19 protein-coding genes are annotated in these 19,696 nt (G+C 70.1%); 14 read left to right on the top strand and 5 right to left on the bottom strand.

Annotated features, from left to right (window positions below; translation table 11 throughout):
* The first annotated feature begins 61 nt into the window (after nt 1-61).
* From FZ025_RS10015 to FZ025_RS22345, 5 genes are all read left to right on the top strand, one after another.
* Nucleotides 62-1,462 (top strand): cytochrome ubiquinol oxidase subunit I, encoded by a 1,401-nt coding sequence (locus FZ025_RS10015; protein ID WP_104558844.1) that lies wholly within the window; start codon nt 62-64, stop codon nt 1,460-1,462.
* Nucleotides 1,462-2,478 carry a cytochrome d ubiquinol oxidase subunit II gene (gene cydB / locus FZ025_RS10020; protein ID WP_104558843.1) on the top strand — a complete coding sequence of 339 codons (1,017 nt, stop codon included), beginning with the start codon at nt 1,462-1,464 and terminating at the stop codon, nt 2,476-2,478. Before FZ025_RS10015 ends, cydB begins: the two co-directional genes overlap by 1 nt.
* Nucleotides 2,479-2,623: 145 nt before the next feature.
* Complete coding sequence (locus tag FZ025_RS10025) at nt 2,624-3,985, top strand: AMP-binding protein (protein ID WP_104558842.1); 1,362 nt, start codon at nt 2,624-2,626, stop codon at nt 3,983-3,985.
* Between the two features lie 284 nt (nt 3,986-4,269).
* Entirely contained in the window at nt 4,270-4,839 is a 570-nt protein-coding gene (locus FZ025_RS10030) for a hypothetical protein (protein ID WP_046980183.1), read from the top strand.
* Between the two features lie 15 nt (nt 4,840-4,854).
* Nucleotides 4,855-6,369 (top strand): XVIPCD domain-containing protein, encoded by a 1,515-nt coding sequence (locus FZ025_RS22345; RefSeq protein ID WP_046980182.1) that lies wholly within the window; start codon nt 4,855-4,857, stop codon nt 6,367-6,369.
* A gap of 160 nt (nt 6,370-6,529) precedes the next feature.
* Here FZ025_RS22345 and FZ025_RS10040 read toward each other — a convergent pair whose 3' ends face one another.
* Both FZ025_RS10040 and FZ025_RS10045 read right to left on the bottom strand, forming a co-directional pair.
* Nucleotides 6,530-7,540, bottom strand: a complete 1,011-nt coding sequence (locus tag FZ025_RS10040) for a chorismate transformation FkbO/Hyg5 family protein (protein ID WP_046980181.1) — start codon at nt 7,538-7,540, stop codon at nt 6,530-6,532.
* Nucleotides 7,537-8,904, bottom strand: a complete 1,368-nt coding sequence (locus FZ025_RS10045; protein WP_244292503.1) for an NAD(P)/FAD-dependent oxidoreductase — start codon at nt 8,902-8,904, stop codon at nt 7,537-7,539. Before FZ025_RS10045 ends, FZ025_RS10040 begins: the two co-directional genes overlap by 4 nt.
* Nucleotides 8,905-9,034: 130 nt before the next feature.
* Between FZ025_RS10045 and xanC the strand changes: the two genes are divergently transcribed.
* From xanC to fabG, 9 genes are all read left to right on the top strand, one after another.
* Nucleotides 9,035-9,304 (top strand): xanthomonadin biosynthesis acyl carrier protein XanC, encoded by a 270-nt coding sequence (gene xanC, locus FZ025_RS10050; RefSeq protein WP_046980179.1) that lies wholly within the window; start codon nt 9,035-9,037, stop codon nt 9,302-9,304.
* Nucleotides 9,279-10,013: a COG4648 family protein gene (locus tag FZ025_RS10055; RefSeq protein ID WP_046980178.1), complete on the top strand. Its 735-nt coding sequence runs from the start codon at nt 9,279-9,281 to the stop codon at nt 10,011-10,013. The genes xanC and FZ025_RS10055 overlap by 26 nt, the downstream gene beginning before the upstream one ends.
* 56 nt (nt 10,014-10,069) lie before the next feature.
* Entirely contained in the window at nt 10,070-10,819 is a 750-nt protein-coding gene (locus FZ025_RS10060) for a lysophospholipid acyltransferase family protein (RefSeq protein ID WP_046980187.1), read from the top strand.
* Nucleotides 10,820-10,832: 13 nt separating this feature from the next.
* Nucleotides 10,833-11,120 carry an ApeI family dehydratase gene (locus FZ025_RS10065; protein ID WP_046980177.1) on the top strand — a complete coding sequence of 96 codons (288 nt, stop codon included), beginning with the start codon at nt 10,833-10,835 and terminating at the stop codon, nt 11,118-11,120.
* On the top strand, nt 11,117-12,091 hold the full coding sequence (locus FZ025_RS10070; RefSeq protein WP_046980176.1) for a lysophospholipid acyltransferase family protein: 975 nt from the start codon (nt 11,117-11,119) through the stop codon (nt 12,089-12,091). Before FZ025_RS10065 ends, FZ025_RS10070 begins: the two co-directional genes overlap by 4 nt.
* Complete coding sequence (locus tag FZ025_RS10075; RefSeq protein ID WP_046980175.1) at nt 12,015-12,662, top strand: LolA-related protein; 648 nt, start codon at nt 12,015-12,017, stop codon at nt 12,660-12,662. Before FZ025_RS10070 ends, FZ025_RS10075 begins: the two co-directional genes overlap by 77 nt.
* Before the next feature lie 82 nt (nt 12,663-12,744).
* The gene (locus FZ025_RS10080; RefSeq protein ID WP_046980186.1) at nt 12,745-15,111 is read left to right on the top strand and encodes an MMPL family transporter; all 2,367 of its coding nucleotides are present in this window, start codon (nt 12,745-12,747) and stop codon (nt 15,109-15,111) included.
* The gene (locus FZ025_RS10085) at nt 15,108-15,551 is read left to right on the top strand and encodes a hotdog family protein (protein ID WP_046980174.1); all 444 of its coding nucleotides are present in this window, start codon (nt 15,108-15,110) and stop codon (nt 15,549-15,551) included. The genes FZ025_RS10080 and FZ025_RS10085 overlap by 4 nt, the downstream gene beginning before the upstream one ends.
* A 165-nt stretch (nt 15,552-15,716) precedes the next feature.
* Nucleotides 15,717-16,454 (top strand): 3-oxoacyl-ACP reductase FabG, encoded by a 738-nt coding sequence (gene fabG / locus FZ025_RS10090; protein ID WP_046980173.1) that lies wholly within the window; start codon nt 15,717-15,719, stop codon nt 16,452-16,454.
* Between the two features lie 21 nt (nt 16,455-16,475).
* Here the strand turns inward: fabG and FZ025_RS10095 are convergent, their stop codons facing one another.
* From FZ025_RS10095 to FZ025_RS10105, 3 genes are read right to left on the bottom strand one after another with little or no spacing between them, the layout of a single operon-like run.
* Nucleotides 16,476-18,101 carry an NAD(P)/FAD-dependent oxidoreductase gene (locus FZ025_RS10095; RefSeq protein WP_046980172.1) on the bottom strand — a complete coding sequence of 542 codons (1,626 nt, stop codon included), beginning with the start codon at nt 18,099-18,101 and terminating at the stop codon, nt 16,476-16,478.
* Nucleotides 18,098-18,919 (bottom strand): glycosyltransferase family 2 protein, encoded by an 822-nt coding sequence (locus FZ025_RS10100; protein ID WP_046980171.1) that lies wholly within the window; start codon nt 18,917-18,919, stop codon nt 18,098-18,100. Before FZ025_RS10100 ends, FZ025_RS10095 begins: the two co-directional genes overlap by 4 nt.
* Nucleotides 18,916-19,692, bottom strand: coding sequence for a beta-ketoacyl synthase chain length factor (locus FZ025_RS10105; RefSeq protein ID WP_046980170.1), 777 nt, complete (start codon nt 19,690-19,692; stop codon nt 18,916-18,918). Before FZ025_RS10105 ends, FZ025_RS10100 begins: the two co-directional genes overlap by 4 nt.
* Nucleotides 19,693-19,696 lie beyond the last annotated feature (4 nt).

Consider the following 19,696-nt stretch of genomic DNA (forward strand, 5'->3'; position numbering starts at 1 on the left):
CGCAATTTCACGCGACGGGGCCAACAATGGCGGCCAGTTACGGTTTCCTGAGTGAACGCCCATGGACGCAGTGCTGCTCTCGCGCATCCAGTTCGGATTCGTCATCAGCTTCCACGTGCTGTTCCCGGCCTTCACCATCGGCCTGTCGAGCTGGCTGGCGTTCCTGGAATGGCGCTGGCTGCGCACCCGCGACACGCTGTGGCGCGACCTGTATTTCTTCTGGCTGAAGATCTTCGCGGTGTCGTTCGGCATGGGCGTGGTCAGCGGCATCGTGATGAGCTTCCAGTTCGGCACCAACTGGTCGGTGCTCAGCGAACGCGCCGGCAACATCCTCGGCCCGCTGCTCAGTTACGAGGTGCTGACCGCGTTCTTCCTGGAAGCCTCGTTCCTCGGGGTGATGCTGTTCGGCTGGCGCAAGGTGCCGGAGAAGCTGCATTTCCTGTCCACCTGCCTGGTCGCGCTGGGCACGCTGATCTCCACGTTCTGGATCCTGTCGGCCAACAGCTGGCTGCACACGCCGGCCGGCTATGCCATCGTCGATGGCGTGTTCCAGCCGGCCAGCTGGCGCGAGGTGATCTTCAATCCGTCGTTCCCGTACCGGCTCGCGCACATGGTGCTGGCCGCGTTCATCACCACCTGCTGCGTGATCGGCGGGGTCAGCGGTTGGTACCTGCGCTGCGGCGTGCACGTGGCCGTGGCGGGGCGGATGCTGAAGCTGGCGGTGGCGTTCGCCGCGATCGCGGTGCCGCTGCAGATCGCCGCGGGCGATGCGCATGGCCTGAACACGCTCGAGCACCAGCCGATCAAGGTGGCGGCGATGGAGGCGCACTGGCATGGCGAGGCGCCCGGCGCCGGCGTGCCGCTGGTGCTGTTCGCGGTGCCAAACGAGAAAGCAGAGCGCAACGATTACGAGGTCAAGATCCCGCGCGTGGGCAGCCTGATCCTGACCCATACCCTGGACGGTGAGATCGCGCCGCTGACTTCGGTGCCCGCCGCCGAACGGCCGCCGGTGAAGCCGGTGTTCTACGCGTTCCGGATCATGGTCGGATTGGGCATGGCAATGCTGCTGCTGGCGTTCGTATCGCTGTGGTTCTGGTGGCGTGGCACGCTGCTGCGGCGGCGCTGGCTGCACCTGGCCTGGAACGCGATGCTGCCGGCCGGGTTCGTGGCCTTGCTGGCTGGCTGGTTCGTCACCGAAATCGGCCGCCAGCCGTACGTGATCTATGGCCTGCTGCGCACTCGCGATGCGGTCAGCGCGATCCGCCCGGCGATGGTGTGGGTGTCGCTGAGCGTGTACGTGGCCGCCTACGCCTTCGTGTTCGGTTTCGGCGGCTGGTACATCCTGAAGATGCTGCGCAAGGGGCCGCTGCCGCACGCGCCCGAGCCGCGCCTGCACGACGGCGACAAGACGCCGGCGCGGCCGATCTCGGCGGCCGGCGACGACCTCGAGGAGGCGCGCTGATGGACATGGCCACCATGCTGCCGGTGATCTGGTTCGGGGTGATCGGCTTCGGCGTGCTGATGTACGTGCTGCTGGACGGTTTCGTGCTCGGCCTGGGCATCCTCGCCCCGTTCGCCGAGGATGAGGACCAGCTCGACCTGATGATGAACACCGCCGCGCCGATCTGGGACGGCAACGAGACCTGGCTGGTGCTCGGTGGCGCCGGCCTGCTGGCCGCGTTCCCCAAGGCCTACGCGCTGATCCTGTCGGCGCTGTACCTGCCGGTGCTGCTGATGCTGATCGCGCTGGTGTTCCGCGGCGTGGCGTTCGAATTCCGCTTCAAGGCGCATCGCTCCAAGTCCCTGTGGGGCTGGGCGTTCGCGCTGGGCTCGCTGTGCGCGGCGTTCTGGCAGGGGGTGATCCTCGGCGCGCTGGTCGAGGGCATGCCGCTGCAGGGCGGCAAGTATCTGGGCGGCGTGCTGGGCTGGTTCAGCCCGTTCTCGATGTTGACCGGCGCGGCAGTGGTGTTCGGCTATGCGTTGCTCGGCGGTAGCTGGCTGATCCTGAAGACCGAGGGGCCGATGCAGCGCATCGCGCGTTCGCTGACCCGGCCGCTGGTGCTGGTGGTGGTGGTGTTCATGGGCCTGGTCAGCGCGTGGCTGCCGTTCCTGGATTCGCGGATCATGGCGCGCTGGTTCCACGGCGGCAATTTCTGGTGGCTGTCGCCGGTGCCGCTGCTGGTGCTGGTCAACGCGTTCGCGCTGTGGCGCGCGGCGATGGCGCAGGGCCGCGATGCGCGCCCGTTCGTGCTGACCCTGTGCTTCTTCGTGCTCGGCTTCTTCGGCCTGGTGCTGGGCATCTGGCCGAACATCGTGCCGCCGGGGCTGACCATCTGGGAGGCGGCGTCGCCGCCGTCCTCGCAGGGCTTCGTGCTGGCTGGGCTGGTGCTGCTGCTGCCGGTGATCCTGGGCTATACCGCATGGTCGTACCGGGTGTTCCGCGGCAAGGTCAGCGCCGACAGCGGCTACCACCACTGAGTTGCTCGGTGTCGCCGCGGTGCGCGTGCCGCGCGCCGCGATCGCATGGCCGGCGCGCCCGGCTTGCCAGCGGCCGCGGCGGCGGCCAAGCTAGGGACTCGCGCCGCCCGCTGCGGGTCAGTCGCCCGCCGAGCCGTCGCCACGCATGCCTGCCGCTTCTTCCGTCGTTCCCACGCCACTCCTGCACCCGCTTGCCGTTGGCGACCTGCAGCGTCCGCTGGCCTATGCCGGCGGCCAGCACATCGATCTGGCCACCTTCCTCGGCCATGTGCGCGGCCTGGCCGCGGTGCTGCCGCCGGGCCGGCATGCGCTGAACCTGTGCGAGGACCGCTACCGGTTCATGGTCGCGTTCTGCGCGGTGGCGCTGCGCGGGCAGACCTCGCTGCTGCCGTCCTCGCGCGCGCCGGCGGTGGTCGCCGAAGTGCAGCGCAGCCATGCCGACAGTTATTGCCTGGGCGATCTGCTGTTGCCCGAGCCGCCGCCGCGCTATTGGCAGCTGCCCGAGCCGCTGCCGAGCCTGGACGGGGAGATGCCGCAGCTGGCGGCCGACGCGTTGGTCGCGATCGGTTTCACCTCCGGCAGCACCGGCACGCCCAAGCCCAATCCCAAGACCTGGGGCAACTTCCTGACCAGCACGCGCCAGGACCTGCTGGCGCTGGTCGGCCTGTGGGACGCGGACGCGGTGCCGCAGGTGGTGGCGACGGTGCCGCCGCAGCACATGTACGGCATGGAGCTGTCGGTGCTGCTGCCGCTGGTGACGCCGTTGGCGGTACACGCCGGGCGGCCGTTCTTCCCCGAGGACGTGGCGCGCGCGCTGGCGCAAGTACCGGCGCCGCGGCTGCTGGTGACCACGCCGGTGCACCTGCGCGCGTTGGTCGAATCCGGCGTCGCCCTGCCGCCGCTGGCCGGCATCGTCTCGGCCACCGCGCCGCTGGCGCAGGAACTGGCGGCCGCCGCCGAGGCGCGCTTCGGCGGCGAGGTGCGCGAGATGTTCGGTTCCACCGAAACCTGCGTGTTCGCCAGCCGCCGCACCGCCTGCGAGGCGCAGTGGACGCCGCTGCCCGGCGTGCGCGTAGCGCCGCAACCCGACGGCACGCTGGTGCACGCGCCGCACCTGCCGCAGCCGGTGCTGCTGGCCGATCTGATGGACGTGGACGCCGACGGCCGTTTCCAGGTGCGCGGCCGCCAGGCCGACCTGCTGGAGATCGCCGGCAAGCGCGCCTCGCTGGCCGACCTGACCCGGCGCCTGCTGGCGCTGCCGGGTGTGGTCGACGGGGCGATGCTGCAACTGGAGCCGGAGCCCGGCCACACGGTGGGCCGCATCGCCGCGGTGGTGGTCGCGCCGACACTGGACGAAGCCGCGATCCTGGCCGCACTGCGCCACGAACTGGACCCGGTGTTCCTGCCGCGCCGCCTGCGCAAACTCGACGCCTTGCCGCGCAACGAAACCGGCAAACTGCCGCGCGATCGATTGCTGGCGCTGTTGGCGGGGGCGCGGGAGGGTTGAGTTGCGGATGGGCGCTGCGCCGATAACGCGGCGCTGATTTCTTATCGCGTCCGCGTCCGCGTCAGGGCGGGTTGTGCATTGGCCGGCGATCCGATGACGGCCGAGGATCGATGGATTTAGAGAGCTTGGTTCGTATACTGAACCTGTCGCTCCGTGCACCAGGGACGTTTCGCATGCGCTATCGCGCTTCTCCCGTTTTCGTCGCCGTGTCCCTCTTGGGTGCCTGCACCTACGTCCCTGCGCGAACGCCTTCCGTTCCGACTCCCGCCAAGGAAACTCCTGCCATGACCTCGTCCGCCACGCCCGGCGCTGCCGATCAGGCCGCTGCGCCCTCGTCTCCGAAGTTGACGGCCGGACAGATGCTGACGCGATTGCTGACCTTGATTCGCACCAGCAAGAGCGTTGCCGAGTTCACGCCGCAGCGTTTGAGCGAGGTGATGGGGGTGGACATCGAATATGCGAGTGAGGGACGGGCTCGTTACGGGTTCGGCGAGAAAGTGAGCCAAAACTGGACGCATGGCTTTGAAGTTGAGATGGACAAGGCGCATCCACGTTTGGATTTCAGCTTCTATCCCGTCACGCCGGGGGCGTCGCCGGATATGCGCGAGATATGCGGGTTCGATTTCGATCGATTCTCCGGTGAGCTGGAGACGATGGGCTTCACCCGTGCGCATAACTTCGACTCTCCTCCGCAGCCCTCGCCCGGGCAGCCCCCTCTATTGAATGGGCGCCTTCTGTACGATTATTTCGATCGTCCAGGCATGCATATAGAGGTCTATCCAGAAGGAGAGCATGACTGGACACCGGAGGCTGGTAGTGGGCGTAGCTGCGTGAAAATGGTTGTTATCACCTGATGACGGGAGCCCGCCATGGCGGCACTTACCCACCAAGCTCAAGGCATCATCGCAACGTTTGCGACGCAGCCGGGCGTCACCCGAGATCAGGTTGGCAACCTGTTGACGATCATCAATTCGTCTCCTGCCCTGGTCGATCAGTTCAATTTGGCAGTGGAGCGGCGGCACCTACAGCAGATCGTGCCGCTGGCGAATCCGAACGCGGGCGGTGAATACGATCCTCAGAACCATGCTATGCGTCTGCCTTTGGCGAGGCTCACGACAACGCCGGGTGGACAATTGCCAACAGCGGGAGAGGTCGCCTTCGTTCTGGGCCACGAACTGCAGCATGGATTCAATGCGGCCGATTCCATGCGAGCGCTCACGGATTTCAGGGGCGCGATCGGTGAGATTGCCGGAGGTAATTCACCGCTGCGTGACTATACGGCTCCCCTTGGCGAGTTGTTGGCGCAGAATCGCCGCGACGAGGCAGGGGCGGAAATTGCTGGGTGGAATGCAATTGTCAGCCGGGTAAAATCCGCGAATCCGAATCCGACACTTGGGGAGATTTACAGGGAACAGCCGGGGCGAATGGCTGACTTCATCGACGTGACGAGAAATGGAGTTGGCCTCTCGTACACGCTAAAGCCAAATCTTGCACTGAATGCCGATCTTACGCTTAGTCCCACGCAGTCCAATCTCGAGGCGATGGGCCAGAATTATTTTGACAAGCCCGCCAGGAATCCTGGTGGGCTGGGTGCCCTCGGCAACTCCGACTACGCAAATTATTACGCCGCCAACCCGATCAGCTACATCGCCCAGGTAGAGCGCTCACGGCATCCTCCCCAGCCCGGCGACAACACCCCGCAAATGACGCTGAATCTATCGCGCCTGCATCTGCGCGAGTCGCTGCTGGAGGAAAACGGACTGAACCTCGGCCGTAACACGCAACCGCTGCCGTATTTGGACGGCAGTACGCAGCCGCCTACCGCAGGGTTGTTCCAGCACACCATCGACACCCACCGGCATGTCGCACCAGTCGCGAACCAGTTGCCGGAGGTCGAGCCGGCCTCCAGACATGGCGGTATGCCTGACCACGGATCCGACCCCACCCAGCTAGGGCACCCCGACCACGCACTGCTGCAACAGATCCGCACCGGCATGCGCAAGGTCGATGCCGACCTGGGCAAGTCCTACGACGACAACAGCGAGCGCCTCAGCCGGAGCCTGCTGGCGGCGTGCAAGGACAACCGCGACATGTATCCGGGCAAGGCCGATTATTCGCTTGCGGGCAATGCGCTGGATCGGGTCGATCACGTCGTGCTGGGCAAGACCGGCAACCTCATCGCCGTGCAGGGCGCGCTGGACGATCCGGCGATGAAGCGCGCGGTCGTTCCGGTGGAGCAGGCGCTGGCTACGCCGGTCGAGCAGTCGGACCAGAAGCTGGCGTTGGCCAATCAGGCGCTCGCGCAGGAGCAGCAGCGCAGCGTGCAGCAGCAGGAACTCGCCCGCGGCGTGGACGAGCCGTCGCGTGCGGTGCCGGCGCGTTAGCGGCGGCGTTTTTCTTGGCCGTATACCAACGGCCGGTTCCTGGAGAGCAACCTCGGGTGGCTTTGGGTCGGTTGCAACCGACGCGATCGGTGATGCCCGGTCGCGGCTGAAGCCGCTCCTGCAGGAACGGCGCCATGTCTTTCGCTATCGACGCGCACGCTCACCCATGCACGCCATCGATCTCCACCGCCAGTTCGTTGCGGCAGATCACCGCGTGCAGCAGCAGGCGCGGGACGCGCTCGCCGAAGCGGGCATCGAGCGCGGCGGCCACCAGCGGCAGGTCGGCCGCTTCGCGCACGTAGACCTTGAGCCGGGTGCCGTCGCCGAACTGCGCGGGCAGGTCCGGGCGGTGGCTGCGGGCGGCGGCCAGCAGCGCGTCGAAGTTGGCGAAGGTTTCCTCCAGCTGCGCCAGCAGCTGGCCGCTATGCATCGAGGCGTGGCCGACCACGCTGGCGGTGCCGGACAGCAGCAGCGGCATGTCGCTGCCGGCCGGCGGCAGCATCGCGCGGGCGAAGCTCGGCGATTGCGGGCCGTACTGACGCGGGTAGCGGTAGGCGCTGACCTGGCGCGGGTTCTCCAGCGGCGTGCCGGCCTGCGCGGCGGCCAGCCAGTAGATCTGCATCACCCGCGCCTCGTCGCAGCGGCCGACCGCGGTGGCGGCCGGCAGCTGGCTGACGTCGAAGTCGCCCAGCCCGCGCGCGCGGCCCACGCAGAACTGGCGGTAGCGCTCGCGGTCGCCGCTGCCCAGGGTGATCGCATCGAGATAGTTCCAGATGCGCAGCAGCCGCGGCGTGGCGCTGCCGGCGACGAAGGCGCTGATCTGCGCATAGGCCAGCGCCGAAGCGTCCTCGATGTGCAGCGCCTGCTCGTCGATCTCGATCACGCCGAACTGCAGGCGCCCGTCGCTGGCCCAGGCGATGTCGCCGTCGCGGCCGCTGCCGACCGCCGCGTCGCTGCGCCACACCTCGAACATGCGCGGGCCGTGCGGCTGCAGCGGCACGCGCAGGTAGCGCGGATCGGCGTGGCGCGGGGCCTCGTTGCCGAAGCCGAACACCGCCAGCACCCGTTCGTCGCGCAGCAGTTCGCCCGGATCGGTCTCGGCGACGTAGTCCACCTGCAGCTGCGGATGCCGCTGCTCGTGGGGCGGGAACTGCGGGTGCGGCCGGCTCATGATTTGTCTCCGTGCAAGGTGTCGCCGTGGAACTGTTCGCGTGCCTGGCGGCGACGCTGGCGCCAGGCGCTGCATGCGCGCGGCAGCATCGCCACCGCGGACATGGCGTAGATCGCGCGGAACACGCGCAGCCGGCGCCGCACTGCGCGGTTGTCGAACACATCGCCGGCCAGCATCGCCACCACCGCCTGTTCCACCTGCAGCACGTTGCGCGGCTGCGAGAACAGCTCGCGCATGGTGGGCGAGGTGAAGCGGTAGATGAACCACTTGAATTCGTTCAGGCCGCCGCGCAGGTGTTTCTCCAGGCGCCGCTGCAGCCGCGCCTCGCGCGCCGGATCGCGCAGCGCCGCATCCACCATCGCCGCGCCGCGCTCGGCGCTGTGCATGGCCAGGTACACGCCGGAGGAGAACATCGGATCGACGAAGGCATAGGCGTCGCCGAGCAGCAACCAGCGCGGCCCGCTCATGCGCGTGCACTCGTAGGCATAGTTGCCGGTGGCGTGCACCGGCGCCACGCGCTGCGCGCCGGCCATGCGCGCGGCCACGTCGGGATTGAGCGCCAGGGTGCGCAGCAGCAACGCCTCGCTGTCGCCCTGGCGGGTCTTCATGTACTCCGGAGAGCACACTGCGCCGACGCTCATCACGTCCTCGGGCAGCGGGATCAGCCACATCCAGCCGTGCGGATGGCGGTAGATGCTGATGTTGCCGGCATCTTCGCCGGGGCGCCGCGCCACCCCGCGGAAATGGCTGAACAGCGCCGCCGACTGGTGCCGCGCGTTGGCGCGCTTGAGCTTGAGCGTGTTGCCGAGGACGGTGTCGCGGCCGCTGGCGTCGATCAGGTAGCGCGGGCGGAAGCTGCGCACGCCGTCGGCGCCGCGCGCCTGCACCAGCGGCTGCGCGCCGTCCAACTGTACCGCCTCGACCTTGGTCTCCTCGCGCAGGTCGGCGCCGGCGGCGCGGGCGCGGGCGAACAGGACCCGGTCGAAGTCGGCGCGCGGCACCTGGAAGGCGTAGTCGGACTGCGCGCCCAGCGCCTGCGCGAAGCGGAAGGTGTTGTAGCCGCCGCTGTCGTTGGGAAAGTCGGCGCCGAGCTTGAGCACGCCGATCGCGCGCACCTGCTCCAGCACGCCCAGCCGCTGCAGGATCGGAATGTTCATCGGCAGCAGTGATTCGCCGATGTGGAAGCGCGGGTGGCGGCCCTTCTCCAGCAGGGTCACCTGCCAGCCCTGTTGCGCCAGCAGGATCGCCGCGGCGCAACCGGCCGGGCCGCCGCCGATCACCAGCACATCCGGTGTTTCCGCCGCGCGCGCCTGCGCCGCGGCGGGGGACGGTGCGGGTGCGCAGACGGGGACGGTGCAATGCATCTGTGAAAAACCTGCGCTGGACATGTCGGTCGAACGTCATGATAGCTTGCCTGCCAGGACCGGACAGTTGCGTCGCTGCGCCCGATGCACCATCGTGTCGCACCTTTCCTCATCGCCTGGAAGCCTCTGGATGTCTTCGCAAACCGCCGCTGAACGTGAACTGGCCGAGCTGCTGGTCGAGAGCCTGAACCTGGAAGACGTGCAGCCCGGCGACATCGATCCGGAGGCGCCGCTGTTCAATACCGGGCTGGGACTGGACTCGATCGACGCGCTGGAACTGGCGCTGGCGATCAACAAGCGCTATGGCTTCCAGCTGCGCTCGGACAACGACGAGAACCGCCGCATCTTCGCCTCGCTGCGCGCACTGTCGGCGCATGTCGAAGCCAACAAGACCAGCTGATTCGCCGGCCGCCGCCGCGCCGTGGGCGCTGGCGCTGGGCGCGTTGCTGGCGCTGGCGTATTCGCCGCTGGCGCACTGGGCCAACGCCGCGCACCGTTCCGACCTGGCGGTGCTGGCCGGCGCGGCGCTGGTGCTGATGGTGCTGGTGGAGCCGCTGGCGCGGCGGCGGCCGTGGGCCTGGGCGCTGGCGTTGCCGGCGCTGGCCGGGCTGGTGCCGCTGTGGCGCTCGCCGCACGCGTTGCTGCTGCTGGCCGCGCCGCCGGTGCTGTTCACCGCCTGGGTGGCCTGGTTCTTCGGGCGCAGCCTGCGGCGCGGGCGCACGCCGCTGATCTCGCGCATCGTCGAGGCCCTGTACCGCCAGGCGGGCATGCCGATCACCCCCGCGCAGCTGCGCTACACGCGCCGGCTGACCCTGGCCTGGACGCTGCTGCTGGCCGCCATGACCGTGCTGAACCTGGTGCTGGCGCTGTGCGCCGTGCCCAGCGGGGTGCTGGCGCAGCTGGGCGTGGCGTCGCCGCTGCCGATCGGCGACGCGCGCGCCTCGCTGTTCGCCAACCTGCTGGGCTACGGGGTCATCGGCGGCTTCTTCGTCGGCGAGTACTTCCTGCGCGGGCGCTGGTTTCCGCAGCGTCCCTACCGTAATCTGCCTGACTTCCTGCACCGGTTGGCGCGGCTGGGGCCGGTTTTTTGGCGCGATCTGTTGCGCTGACGCGCGCATCTCGGGGGATGCAGAGGGTTGTGCAGATCATCAAGGACAAACTGAAGATGCCGCGGGCAGGGATGCCGTCGCGCATGGCCTGGGCCGTGTGGAATACCTTGCAGCTGCTGTTCACCCTGGCGTTCACCGGGCTGGGCATCGTCGTGGCGCTGGGCCTGTTGCTGCTGGCCGGGCCGCGGCTGCCGCTGCGCATGGGCGCGCGGGTGTGGGCGCCGGTGCTGTTCTTCGGCGCCGGCGTGCGTTTCGAAGTGGAAGGCCGGGAGCGGGTGGACTGGTCGCGCAACCACCTGTTCGTCAGCAACCACCAGTCGATCATCGACATCTGCGCGCTGTTCGCGGCGCTGCCGGTGCCGCTGCGCTTCCTGCTCAAGGACGAAATGCTGCAGGTGCCGTTCGTGAGCTGGTACGCGCGCGCCACCGGCATGCTGTTCCTGGACCGCGACAGCCGCCGCGCCGGGGCCATGGTGCGGCGCCAGGCCGCGGCGCTGCTGCGCCAGGGCCAGGACCTGTGCCTGTTCCCGGAAGGCACCCGCAGCCGCAACGGCGAACTGGCCGCATTCAAGGCCGGGCTGTTGCAGGCCGCGATCGATGCCGGCGTGGACGTGGTGCCGGTGGCGTTGGACGGGGCGGGCAAGGTCTTGCCGCCGACCAGCCTGTTCCGGGTCCGGCCCGGGGTGATCCGGGTGCGGATCGGCACGCCGATCAACGTGAACGGCGCCGATGGCCCGCTGGACCGGCAACAGCTGGCCCAGCGCGCGCAGCAGGCCGTCCGTGCCATGCTCGACCCCAGGATCTGAGTCGCTGAGCCTTATGGATTTTGTCGTACCGCATGATCATCCCAGCCTGCCAGGGCATTTCCCGGGCCACCCGGTGGTGCCCGGCGTGGTGGTGCTGGACCACGTGCTGCAGGCGGTGGAGGCCGTGCACGGCGCGTGCGGGCCGCTGCGCCTGCCGCAGGTGAAGTTCCTGCAGCCGCTGCTGCCCGGGCAGCCGGCGCGGGTGGAGCTGGACGGCGCCGCGCCGCGCTGGCGCTTCCGCGTGCGCCGCGGCGAGGAGCTGCTGGTCAGCGGCGACCTGGTCGCCGAGGCGGCGCCATGAGCGCCAGCTGGAAGCACCGCCCCGAGGGCGGCAGCCGCTTCGCGCTGTGGCTGATCCGCAGCATCGCCCGCTACGGCGGCCGCGCGCTCGGGCGCCTGCTGCTGTATCCGATCACCCTGTATTTCCTGCTGGTGCGCGGCCCGGAGCGGCGCGACTCGCGCGACTACCTGGGGCGCGTGTTCGACCGCCCGGCCACGCTGCTGGACGTGGCCCGGCACATCCACACCTTCGCTTCGACCATCCTGGACCGGGTGTTCATGCTGTGCGGGCAGATGCACCGCTTCCGGGTCGACATCCAGGGCCTGGAGCAACTGCACGCGCAAATGGACCGCGGCCGCGGCGTGCTGATCTTCGGCTCGCACCTGGGCAGCTTCGACGCGCTGCGGGTGCTGGCCACCGAGCGGCCCGACGTGCAGGTCAAGGTGGTGCTGGACAAGGCGCACAACCCGGCGATGACCGAGCTGCTGGGCGCGCTGAACCCGCAGCTGGCGGCCAACATCATCGACGCCGGCATGGACAGCACCTCGATCGTCATGGCGATCAAGCAGGCCACCGACGAAGGCGCGCTGGTCGCGCTGCTGGTGGACCGGCCGCGCCCGGAGGATCCGGCGCTGCCGGCCGCGTTCATCGGTCAGGGCGCGCTGTTCCCGACCTCGCCATGGCTGATCGCCGCGGCGCTGAAGGTGCCGGTGGTGCTGGCGTTCGGCCTGTACCGCGGCGGCAACCGCTACCAGCTGGTGTTCGAGACCTTCAGCGAAGGCCTGGACCTGCCGCGTCGGCAGCGCGCGCCGGCACTGGCCGCGCTCATCCGCGATTACGCCGCCAGGCTGGAACATTACACGCGCTCCGCGCCGTACAACTGGTTCAATTTCTACGATTTCTGGAACAACCGCCATGCCGATGCGCCGCAGCTTGCCGTGGATGCTGATACTGCTGTGCAGCGCCGCACCGCTGTGCGCCGCGTCGCCTGAGCCGCTGGACCCCGGCTGGATCCTGCAGAAGCTGGCGCGGCCGGTCCCGGTCAGCACCAAGTTCGTCGAACTGCGCAGCTCGGCGCTGCTGAAGGCGCCGCTACGGGTGCAGGGCCAGTACCGGCGCCCGGACAGCGACACGCTGGTGCGCGAGGTCACCGCGCCGTACCGCGAGACCACCACCTTGCGTGGCGGCGAAGCGACGCTGGAGCGCGCCGGCAAGGCGCCGCGCCGTTTCTCGCTGACGCGGGTGCCGGAACTGGCCGGCCTGCAGAACGGCTTCGGCGCGCTGCTGTCCGGCGACCGCGCGCAACTGCAGCAGCATTACACGCTGAGCAGCAGCGGCACCCGCGAACGCTGGCAGCTGCAGTTGCAGCCCAAGGATGCGGCACTGGCCGCGCAGCTGCGCAGCCTGCGCCTGTACGGCCGCGGCGCCGAGCTGCGCTGCATCGAGACCACCCCGGCCAAGGGCGACGTGCAGCGCACCCTGCTGGCCGGCGCCGCGCGCGACGCGGCCAGCCTGGCCGAGACCGATGCGCTGACCGCGCTGTGTCACGGCGACGCGCGCTGATGTCCGCCCGCGGTAGCTGCAGGCGGGCCGTGCTGCGTGCGGCCCTGGGTAAGAACGTGCTGGCGCTTGCTTGGTCGAATCGATGAAACGCCAACTGAGTTCGAAGGCACGCATTTCGCTGGCGCTGCTGTGGCTGGCGCTGCTGACCGTGGGCGGACTGTGGCTGGGCAACGTGCTGCAGGTGTCGGGGGATCTGCGCAAGTTCATGCCGGAAGCCCAGACCCCCGCGCAAAGGTTGCTGCTCGACGAACTCGGCGAAGGCCCGGGCTCGCGGCTGCTGCTGCTGTCGCTGTCCGGCGCCGATGCGCCGACCCTGGCGCGGCAGTCGCAGGCGATACGCGCGCAGCTGGCCGCGCAGCGCGACACCTTCGAGCTGGTCGCCAACGGCGCCGATGCCGGCCTGGACGCAATCCCCGAGCGCCTGCTGGCCTACCGCTACCTGCTCAGCGACAGCTTCGACGCCCACCCGCTGGATGCGGCGACGCTGGCCGACGCGCTGCAGGCGCGGCTGCAGGACCTGGGCTCGCCGGCCGCGGCGATGGTCGAGCCGCTGCTGCCGCGCGATCCGACCCTGGAAGTGCTGCACCTGGCCGAAAGCCTGCAGCCGGCCGGCGGCCCGCAGCCGCGCGACGGGGTCTGGTTCGATCGCGCCGGCACGGACGCGCTGCTGGTCGCGCAGACCCGCGCCGCCGGGTTCGATCCGACCGGGCAACAGCGGGCGGTGGACGCGATCCATGCCGCCTTCGCCAAGGCCAGCGCCGGCAGCGCTAGCCGCCTGACCCTGACCGGCCCCGGCGCGTTCTCGGTGGAGATCGGCGGGCGCACCCAGAACGAGGCGCAATGGATCGGCATGCTGGATACGCTGGGTCTGATCGTGCTGCTGCTGGTCGCCTACCGCAGCTGGAAGATCCCGGTACTCGGCGTGCTGCCGCTGGCCAGCGCCGGCCTGGCCGGGCTGGGCGCGGTGGCGCTGCTGTTCGACGGCGTGCACGGCATCACCGTGGCGTTCGGCTTCACCTTGATCGGCGTGGTCCAGGACTATCCGATCCACCTGTTCAGCCATCAGCGCCCGGGTCTGGATCCGCGCGCCAATGCGCGCCACCTGTGGCCGACCCTGGCCACCGGCGTGGTCTCCACCTGCATCGCCTACGTCACCTTCCTGTTCTCCGGCGTGGACGGCCTGCGCCAGCTGGCGGTGTTCACCATCGCCGGGCTGCTGGTGGCGGCGCTGACCACGCGCCTGCTGCTGCCGGCGCTGATCGATCCCTCGCCGCGCGACCATGCCGATTCGCCGGCGCTGGCGCGGCTGTGGCACGGCATCGCGCGGTTGCCGCGGCCGCGCTGGTCGCTGCTGCCGCTGGCGCTGGTCGCGGCGGCGGTGATCGCGTTCGCGCCGGGCCCGTTCTGGCAGAACGACCTGTCCAAGCTGACCCCGGTGCCGGCCGACGGCCTGGCCCGCGACGCGCATCTGCGCCAGGAACTGGGCGCGCCGGACGTGCGCTACGTGCTGGCCCTGCCCGCAGCATCTGCCGACGCCGCGCTGGCCGCGTCCGAACGGCTGCGCCCGCGCCTGGACGCGCTGGTCGCGCGCGGCGAGCTGGCCGGCTACGACATGGCCGCGCGCTACCTACCCAGCGCGGCGACCCAGCGGCGCCGCCAGGCCGCGTTGCCGGATGCGGCGCAGGCGCGCGTGCTGACCGCCGCCGCGGTCGCCGCCACGCCGTTCCGCGCCGACGCCTTCGCCCCGTTCCTGGCCGACCTGGAGCGCGCGCGCCGCGCGCCGCCGCTGACCGCGCGCGACCTGCACGGCACGCCGTTGGCGACCAGCGTCGATGGCCTGTTGCTGGACCGCGCCGACCACGCCACCGCCCTGGTGTCGCTGACCGGCCTGCGCGACCCGGCGCTGTTGGCCGGTGCGGTGCAGGGCAGCGGCGCGCAGCTGATGGACCTGAAGGAGGCCTCCGAATCGCTGGTCGCCGCCTACCGCGGGCGCGTGCTCGGCGCGCTCGGCATCGCCGCGCTGCTGTTGGCGCTGACCGTGGCGATCGCGCTGCGCACGCCGCGCCGGATCGTGCGCGTGTTGTTGCCGATGGCGCTGACCACGCTGCTGATCCTGGCGATCCTGCGCGGCTGCGGCGTCGAGCTGAATCTGTTCCACCTGATCGCGCTGATCCTGGCCGCTGGCCTGGGCCTGGACTACGCACTGTTCTTCGACCACGCCGGCGCCGACCGCGCCGACCAGTTGCGCACGCTGCACGCCTTGATCGTGTGCAGCCTGATGACGCTGCTGGTGTTCGCGCTGCTGGCCGCCTCCAGCATCCCGGTGCTGCGCGCGATCGGCAGCACGGTGGCGCTGGGCGTGCTGTTCAACTTCGTGCTGGCGTTGCTGATTTCGCGCGAGACCGCCAGCGACGCGCCGGCCGTGGCGCACCAGGAGCACGCGGCATGAGCGAACTTCCGCACGGCCGCGACGCGATCGCGGCGCTGATCCCGCACCAGGGCCTGATGTGCCTGTGGGAAGCCGTGGTCGCCTGGGACGCGCAACGCATCGTGCTGCGCAGCGGCGCGCACCGCGCGGTCGACCATCCGCTGCGCAGCGGCGGCCGCCTGCGCGCGCTGCACCTGTGCGAATACGGCGCGCAGGCGATGGCGGTGCACGGCGGCCTGCTCGGCCGCGCCAGCGGCAAGCCGGTGCGCCCGGGCATGCTGGTCGCGCTGCGCGGCGTACAGCTGCACGTGGCCGATCTGCATGAGCTGCCGGAGGCGATCGAATGCGAGGCCGAGGTCTTGCTGCAAGCCGAGGACAGCCAGCAATACGGCTTCCGCATCGTGCACCGCGCGCAGCTGCTGGCCGACGGCCGCGCCACGGTGATGTTGGGCGCGGCGTAGCGTCTTCACCGGCGGCGTCTGTAGGAGCGGCTTCAGCCGCGACAGGATCCATCGGTAACCCCTGTCGCGGCTGAAGCCGCTCCTACAACAGCGGGCACGCGCTGGCGCCACGCCCGCGAATCGCTAGGATGGCGGCCCCGCCTCCATTTCGCCCGAGGAACCACGATGTCCCAGCCTTCTTCCCCGCGCCGCGCCCTGGTCACCGGCGGCAGCGGCGATCTCGGCGGCGCGATCTGCCGGCACCTGGCCGCGCAGGGACTGCACGTGATCGTGCATGCCAACGGCAATCTGGCGCGCGCCACTGCGGTGGTGCAGGAGATTGCCGCCGCCGGCGGCAGCGCCGAGGCGGTGGCATTCGACGTGGCCGATGCCGATGCCAGCGCCGCCGCGCTGGCGGCGCTGCTGGAAGCCGGGCCGATCCAGGTGCTGGTCAACAACGCCGGCATCCACGATGACGCGCCGATGGCCGGGATGCGCGCGGCGCAATGGCACCGGGTCATCGATGTGTCGCTGCACGGCTTCTTCAACGTGACCCAGCCGCTGCTGCTGCCGATGGCGCGCACGCGCTGGGGCCGCATCGTCAGCGTGTCGTCGGTGGCGGCGGTGCTCGGCAATCGCGGGCAGACCAACTACGCCGCGGCCAAGGCCGCGCTGCACGGCGCCAGCAAGTCGCTGGCGCGGGAGATGGCCAGCCGCGGGATCAGCGTCAACGTGGTCGCGCCCGGGGTGATCGAAGGCGCGATGGCCGGCGCGGCGTTCGCGCCGGAGGCGATCAAGCAGCTGGTGCCGGCCGGCCGCCCCGGCAAGCCGCAGGAGGTCGCCGCGCTGGTCGGCTTCCTGTGCTCGGACGCGGCCGGCTACATCAACGGCCAGGTGATCGGCATCAACGGCGGCATGGGCTGAGGCCCACGTCACCGTCTGCGCTTACGCGGCGCGCGCGTACCAGCTGTCGGCCAGCGCGCGCTCGCCCTGCAGCGCATCGGCGAGCAGCGCGTCCAGGCCGTGGTCGTCGATCTGCGGGTGCTGCGCGCGCGCCTGGCCCAGCACTTCGCGCGCCAGCCAGCTCATCCGCGCGACGTTGCCGCGCAGGCGCGCGACGAAGGCCGTGTCGTCCAGCACGTCCGACAGCGCCGCGTTGAGCTGGTGGAACCAGCCGATCAGGTACTGGTCGAGCAGCCGCGCATCGGTCTCGGGACGGCCCTGCGCGTCGTTATGGCGGCCCCAGTCGCGCAGCAGCGCCTGCATGCCCAGGTTGAGCGCGCGCGCGCGCATGAAGTGCGGGCGTAGCCGGCCCAGCGTGGGCAGGTCGGCGATGCGGTCGGAGAAGTACAGCGGCGCCAGCAGCGCCCAGTAGTAGGTGTAGTCCCAGATCACCTTGACCGGCATCACCTGCGCGTCGCCGAACAGCGGGTACTGGTCCTGGTACAGGGTCAGGGTGTTGGCGTAGAACGAGAAGTACAGCTGCTGGTACAGCTGGGCATAGGGCGCGAAGTTGTTCCCGGCGCGATCGAGTCCGATCAGTTCGCAGATGTAGGTGTTGGAGATGGCGATGAAGTCGCTGCCCGGCGAGTAGAACGGATCCAGGAACACCCCGGCCTCGCCGGTCAGCGCCCAGCGCTGCGCCGAGAACACCTGCTTGCAGCCATGCGAGAACTTGCGCAGGAACATGAAGTCCTGCAGCGCGTGCTGGCCCTGCTCGAGCGTGCGCGCCACCTGCGGCTGGTGCTTGCGCAGCCAGGCCATCGCCTTGTCGTGGGTGTTCATCGTCTCCAGCGGATGCATCTGCGCATCGCACACGATGCCCAGCGAATGCGCGCCGGAGGACAGCGGGATCAGCCAGAACCAGTAGCCGGGGCCGCACATGTGGTTGGTCGAGCGCCAGCGGTCCGGCGGCGTGCAGCGCTGCAGCCAGGCGTTGTCCTGCGACCAGGCATTGGGATCCACCACCCCGTCCACCCGCCACCACACCGCATTGGCGTGGTGCGCGTTGTCCTGGGCCAGGCCCAGCTTGCGCTTGAGCAGGCCGGCGCGGCCGCTGGCGTCCACCACCCAGCGCGCGCGCAGCGTCGCTGCGGCGCCGTCGCGCTCGTAGCGCACCTGGTGGTCGGCGTCGTCGTCGGCCAGGTCGATGCCGCGCACCGTGCAGCCGTCGATGAACTCCACGCCCAGCGCGCGCGCGCGTTCGCCGAGGAAATTCTCGAAGCGGCCGCGATCGATCTGCCACGACGGCGTCGGCAGCAGCCGGCTCACGCCCAGTTCGGTGCAGCGGTCGATGTCCTCGCGCCCATCGGAGAAGAAGAAGCGGAAGCCGAACTTGCGGATCTGCTCGGTGTCCAGGTGCTCGCGCAGGCCGAGCACGTTGGCGAAGTAGTGCGCGCCGATCTCCACCGAGGATTCGCCGACCTTGAACGCGGCCTCGCGCACCGGGTGCGCGCGCCGTTCCAGCACGCTGATGCGCAGTTGCGGATCGCGCTGGCGCAGCTGCAAGGCCAGGGTCAGCCCGGCCAGGCCGCCGCCGGCGATCGCCACATCCGCATGCCGTTCGTTCATGTCGTTTCTTCTTTGTCGAAAGGGGTGGCCCGCACCGCAAACTCGCCGGCCGTGTCGTCGATCAGCACCGGGTTGGCGCGGGCGCGGCGGTATTCGCGCAGCACATGGCCGTACTGCCAGACCTGCACGATCACGTGCGAGGTGATCTTCCACAGATCGCGGACCAGGCGGAAATGGCTCTTGCGAAAGTTGCCAGGCGTCTGCTTGGCATAGCGTGTCTCGATCGGCACCGCGACCACGCGCGCGCCGGCCTGGCGCGCGGCGGAGATCAGCAGTTGCGCCTCGAACACGAAGCCTTCGCCGGGCACATTCGGCAGCGTGTACACCGCCTGCGGATACAGGCGCTGCCCGCTCTGGCTGTCGACCAGACGGAAGCCGCAGCCCCAGGCGATGCCCCAGTCGCCGAAGTCGTTGCCGATGCGGCGGATGGTCGGCTGGCTGGCGCGCTTGCGCAGGCGCGCGCCGACGATCACGCAGCCGGGATGGCGATTGGCTGCGGCCAGCAGGCGCGGGAAATCGGCGGCGCTGTGCTGGCCGTCGCCGTCCATGGTCATCACCGCGCGCGCGCCCTGGCGCTGCGCTTCGGCGAAACCGCTGCGCAGCGCGGCGCCCTTGCCACGCCGCTGCGGATGGCGGATCAGCGTCACCGGCAGGTCGGCGATGCAGTCGCTGGTGCCGTCGTCGGAGCCGTCGTCGACCACGATCACCCGCGGGCAGTGCGCCAGCGCGTCGCTGACCACTTCGCGGATGCGCAGCGATTCGTTCAGCGCCGGAATCAGGATTGCGGCATCGGCGGCGCTCAGCGCGATCCGGCTCATGCCTGCAGCTCCACGTGCAGGCAGCGGCCGCCGCCTGCGTCCAGCGTGCAGCTGGCGGCACCGGCGGCCAGCGCATCGAACAGGACCAGCATCGGCGCCATCGCGTTGCCGGCGGCATGTCGCGCCAGTGCGCCATTGCCGGCGGCGGCGTCGCCATCGGCCAGGCGCACGCGCAGACGCGGCTTGCCGGGCAGCGCGGCGGCGCCGAGCACCAGCGCGCCGCCGAGCAGGCCTTCGCTGTGCGAGACGCGTCCGAGCGGGCCGGTCGAGCGGCTGTCGTAGCCGGCCAGCAGCACGGCTTCTTCGCCAGCGGCCAGCTGCGACAGCGCTTCCAGCAGGCCCTGCGCGAAGCTGGCGTTGTGCGCGCTGATCGCGGTCGCCGCGGCGGTGGCGCCGGCGCCGATGGTCCAGTAGCCGGCGGCGGCGTTGTGCACCGAGTTGTGGAACTTGGTCGGCGAGATCGCCAGCGGATCGCCGGCCAGCGTGGCGCACATGTAGTCGGTGATCGCCAGATCGCCGTGGGTGGAGGTGAACACCGACGGCAGCGTGGCCGGATCGCGGCCGGCGTCCTGGCACGCGGCCAGCGCCACTTCCAGCGACACCGCCACCGTGTCCGGCGCGCGGCGCCGCTCGTTGGCCGCCAGCAGCTGCGAGGCCGGCCGTGCCGGCGTGTCCACGGTGCCGCCGCTGCCGCTGGCGTAGGCGCGTGCCGCCGCCCAGCTGGGCAGGCCCGCGGTCCAGAAACCGATGCCTTCGAGGGTCGCAGTCAACATCGGC

Source organism: Xanthomonas hyacinthi (genome assembly GCF_009769165.1).
In the GTDB taxonomy this organism is placed as follows: Bacteria; Pseudomonadota; Gammaproteobacteria; order Xanthomonadales; family Xanthomonadaceae; genus Xanthomonas_A; species Xanthomonas_A hyacinthi.

Bases quoted from the DNA above. Each gene is read 5' to 3' on its own strand.
- FZ025_RS10060 (WP_046980187.1), top strand. From the start codon at position 10,070: ATGCCGCGGGCAGGGATGCCGTCGCGCATGGCCTGGGCCGTGTGGAAT.
- FZ025_RS10085 (WP_046980174.1), top strand. From the start codon at position 15,108: ATGAGCGAACTTCCGCACGGCCGCGACGCGATCGCGGCGCTGATCCCG.
- FZ025_RS10080 (WP_046980186.1), top strand. From the start codon at position 12,745: ATGAAACGCCAACTGAGTTCGAAGGCACGCATTTCGCTGGCGCTGCTG.
- FZ025_RS10105 (WP_046980170.1), bottom strand. From the start codon at position 19,692: ATGTTGACTGCGACCCTCGAAGGCATCGGTTTCTGGACCGCGGGCCTG.
- FZ025_RS10070 (WP_046980176.1), top strand. From the start codon at position 11,117: ATGAGCGCCAGCTGGAAGCACCGCCCCGAGGGCGGCAGCCGCTTCGCG.
- xanC (WP_046980179.1), top strand. From the start codon at position 9,035: ATGTCTTCGCAAACCGCCGCTGAACGTGAACTGGCCGAGCTGCTGGTC.
- FZ025_RS10015 (WP_104558844.1), top strand. From the start codon at position 62: ATGGACGCAGTGCTGCTCTCGCGCATCCAGTTCGGATTCGTCATCAGC.
- FZ025_RS10075 (WP_046980175.1), top strand. From the start codon at position 12,015: ATGCCGATGCGCCGCAGCTTGCCGTGGATGCTGATACTGCTGTGCAGC.
- FZ025_RS10025 (WP_104558842.1), top strand. From the start codon at position 2,624: ATGCCTGCCGCTTCTTCCGTCGTTCCCACGCCACTCCTGCACCCGCTT.
- FZ025_RS10055 (WP_046980178.1), top strand. From the start codon at position 9,279: ATGTCGAAGCCAACAAGACCAGCTGATTCGCCGGCCGCCGCCGCGCCG.
- FZ025_RS10100 (WP_046980171.1), bottom strand. From the start codon at position 18,919: ATGAGCCGGATCGCGCTGAGCGCCGCCGATGCCGCAATCCTGATTCCG.
- FZ025_RS10045 (WP_244292503.1), bottom strand. From the start codon at position 8,904: ATGCATTGCACCGTCCCCGTCTGCGCACCCGCACCGTCCCCCGCCGCG.
- FZ025_RS10065 (WP_046980177.1), top strand. From the start codon at position 10,833: ATGGATTTTGTCGTACCGCATGATCATCCCAGCCTGCCAGGGCATTTC.
- FZ025_RS10040 (WP_046980181.1), bottom strand. From the start codon at position 7,540: ATGAGCCGGCCGCACCCGCAGTTCCCGCCCCACGAGCAGCGGCATCCG.
- cydB (WP_104558843.1), top strand. From the start codon at position 1,462: ATGGACATGGCCACCATGCTGCCGGTGATCTGGTTCGGGGTGATCGGC.
- FZ025_RS10030 (WP_046980183.1), top strand. From the start codon at position 4,270: ATGACCTCGTCCGCCACGCCCGGCGCTGCCGATCAGGCCGCTGCGCCC.
- fabG (WP_046980173.1), top strand. From the start codon at position 15,717: ATGTCCCAGCCTTCTTCCCCGCGCCGCGCCCTGGTCACCGGCGGCAGC.
- FZ025_RS22345 (WP_046980182.1), top strand. From the start codon at position 4,855: ATGGCGGCACTTACCCACCAAGCTCAAGGCATCATCGCAACGTTTGCG.
- FZ025_RS10095 (WP_046980172.1), bottom strand. From the start codon at position 18,101: ATGAACGAACGGCATGCGGATGTGGCGATCGCCGGCGGCGGCCTGGCC.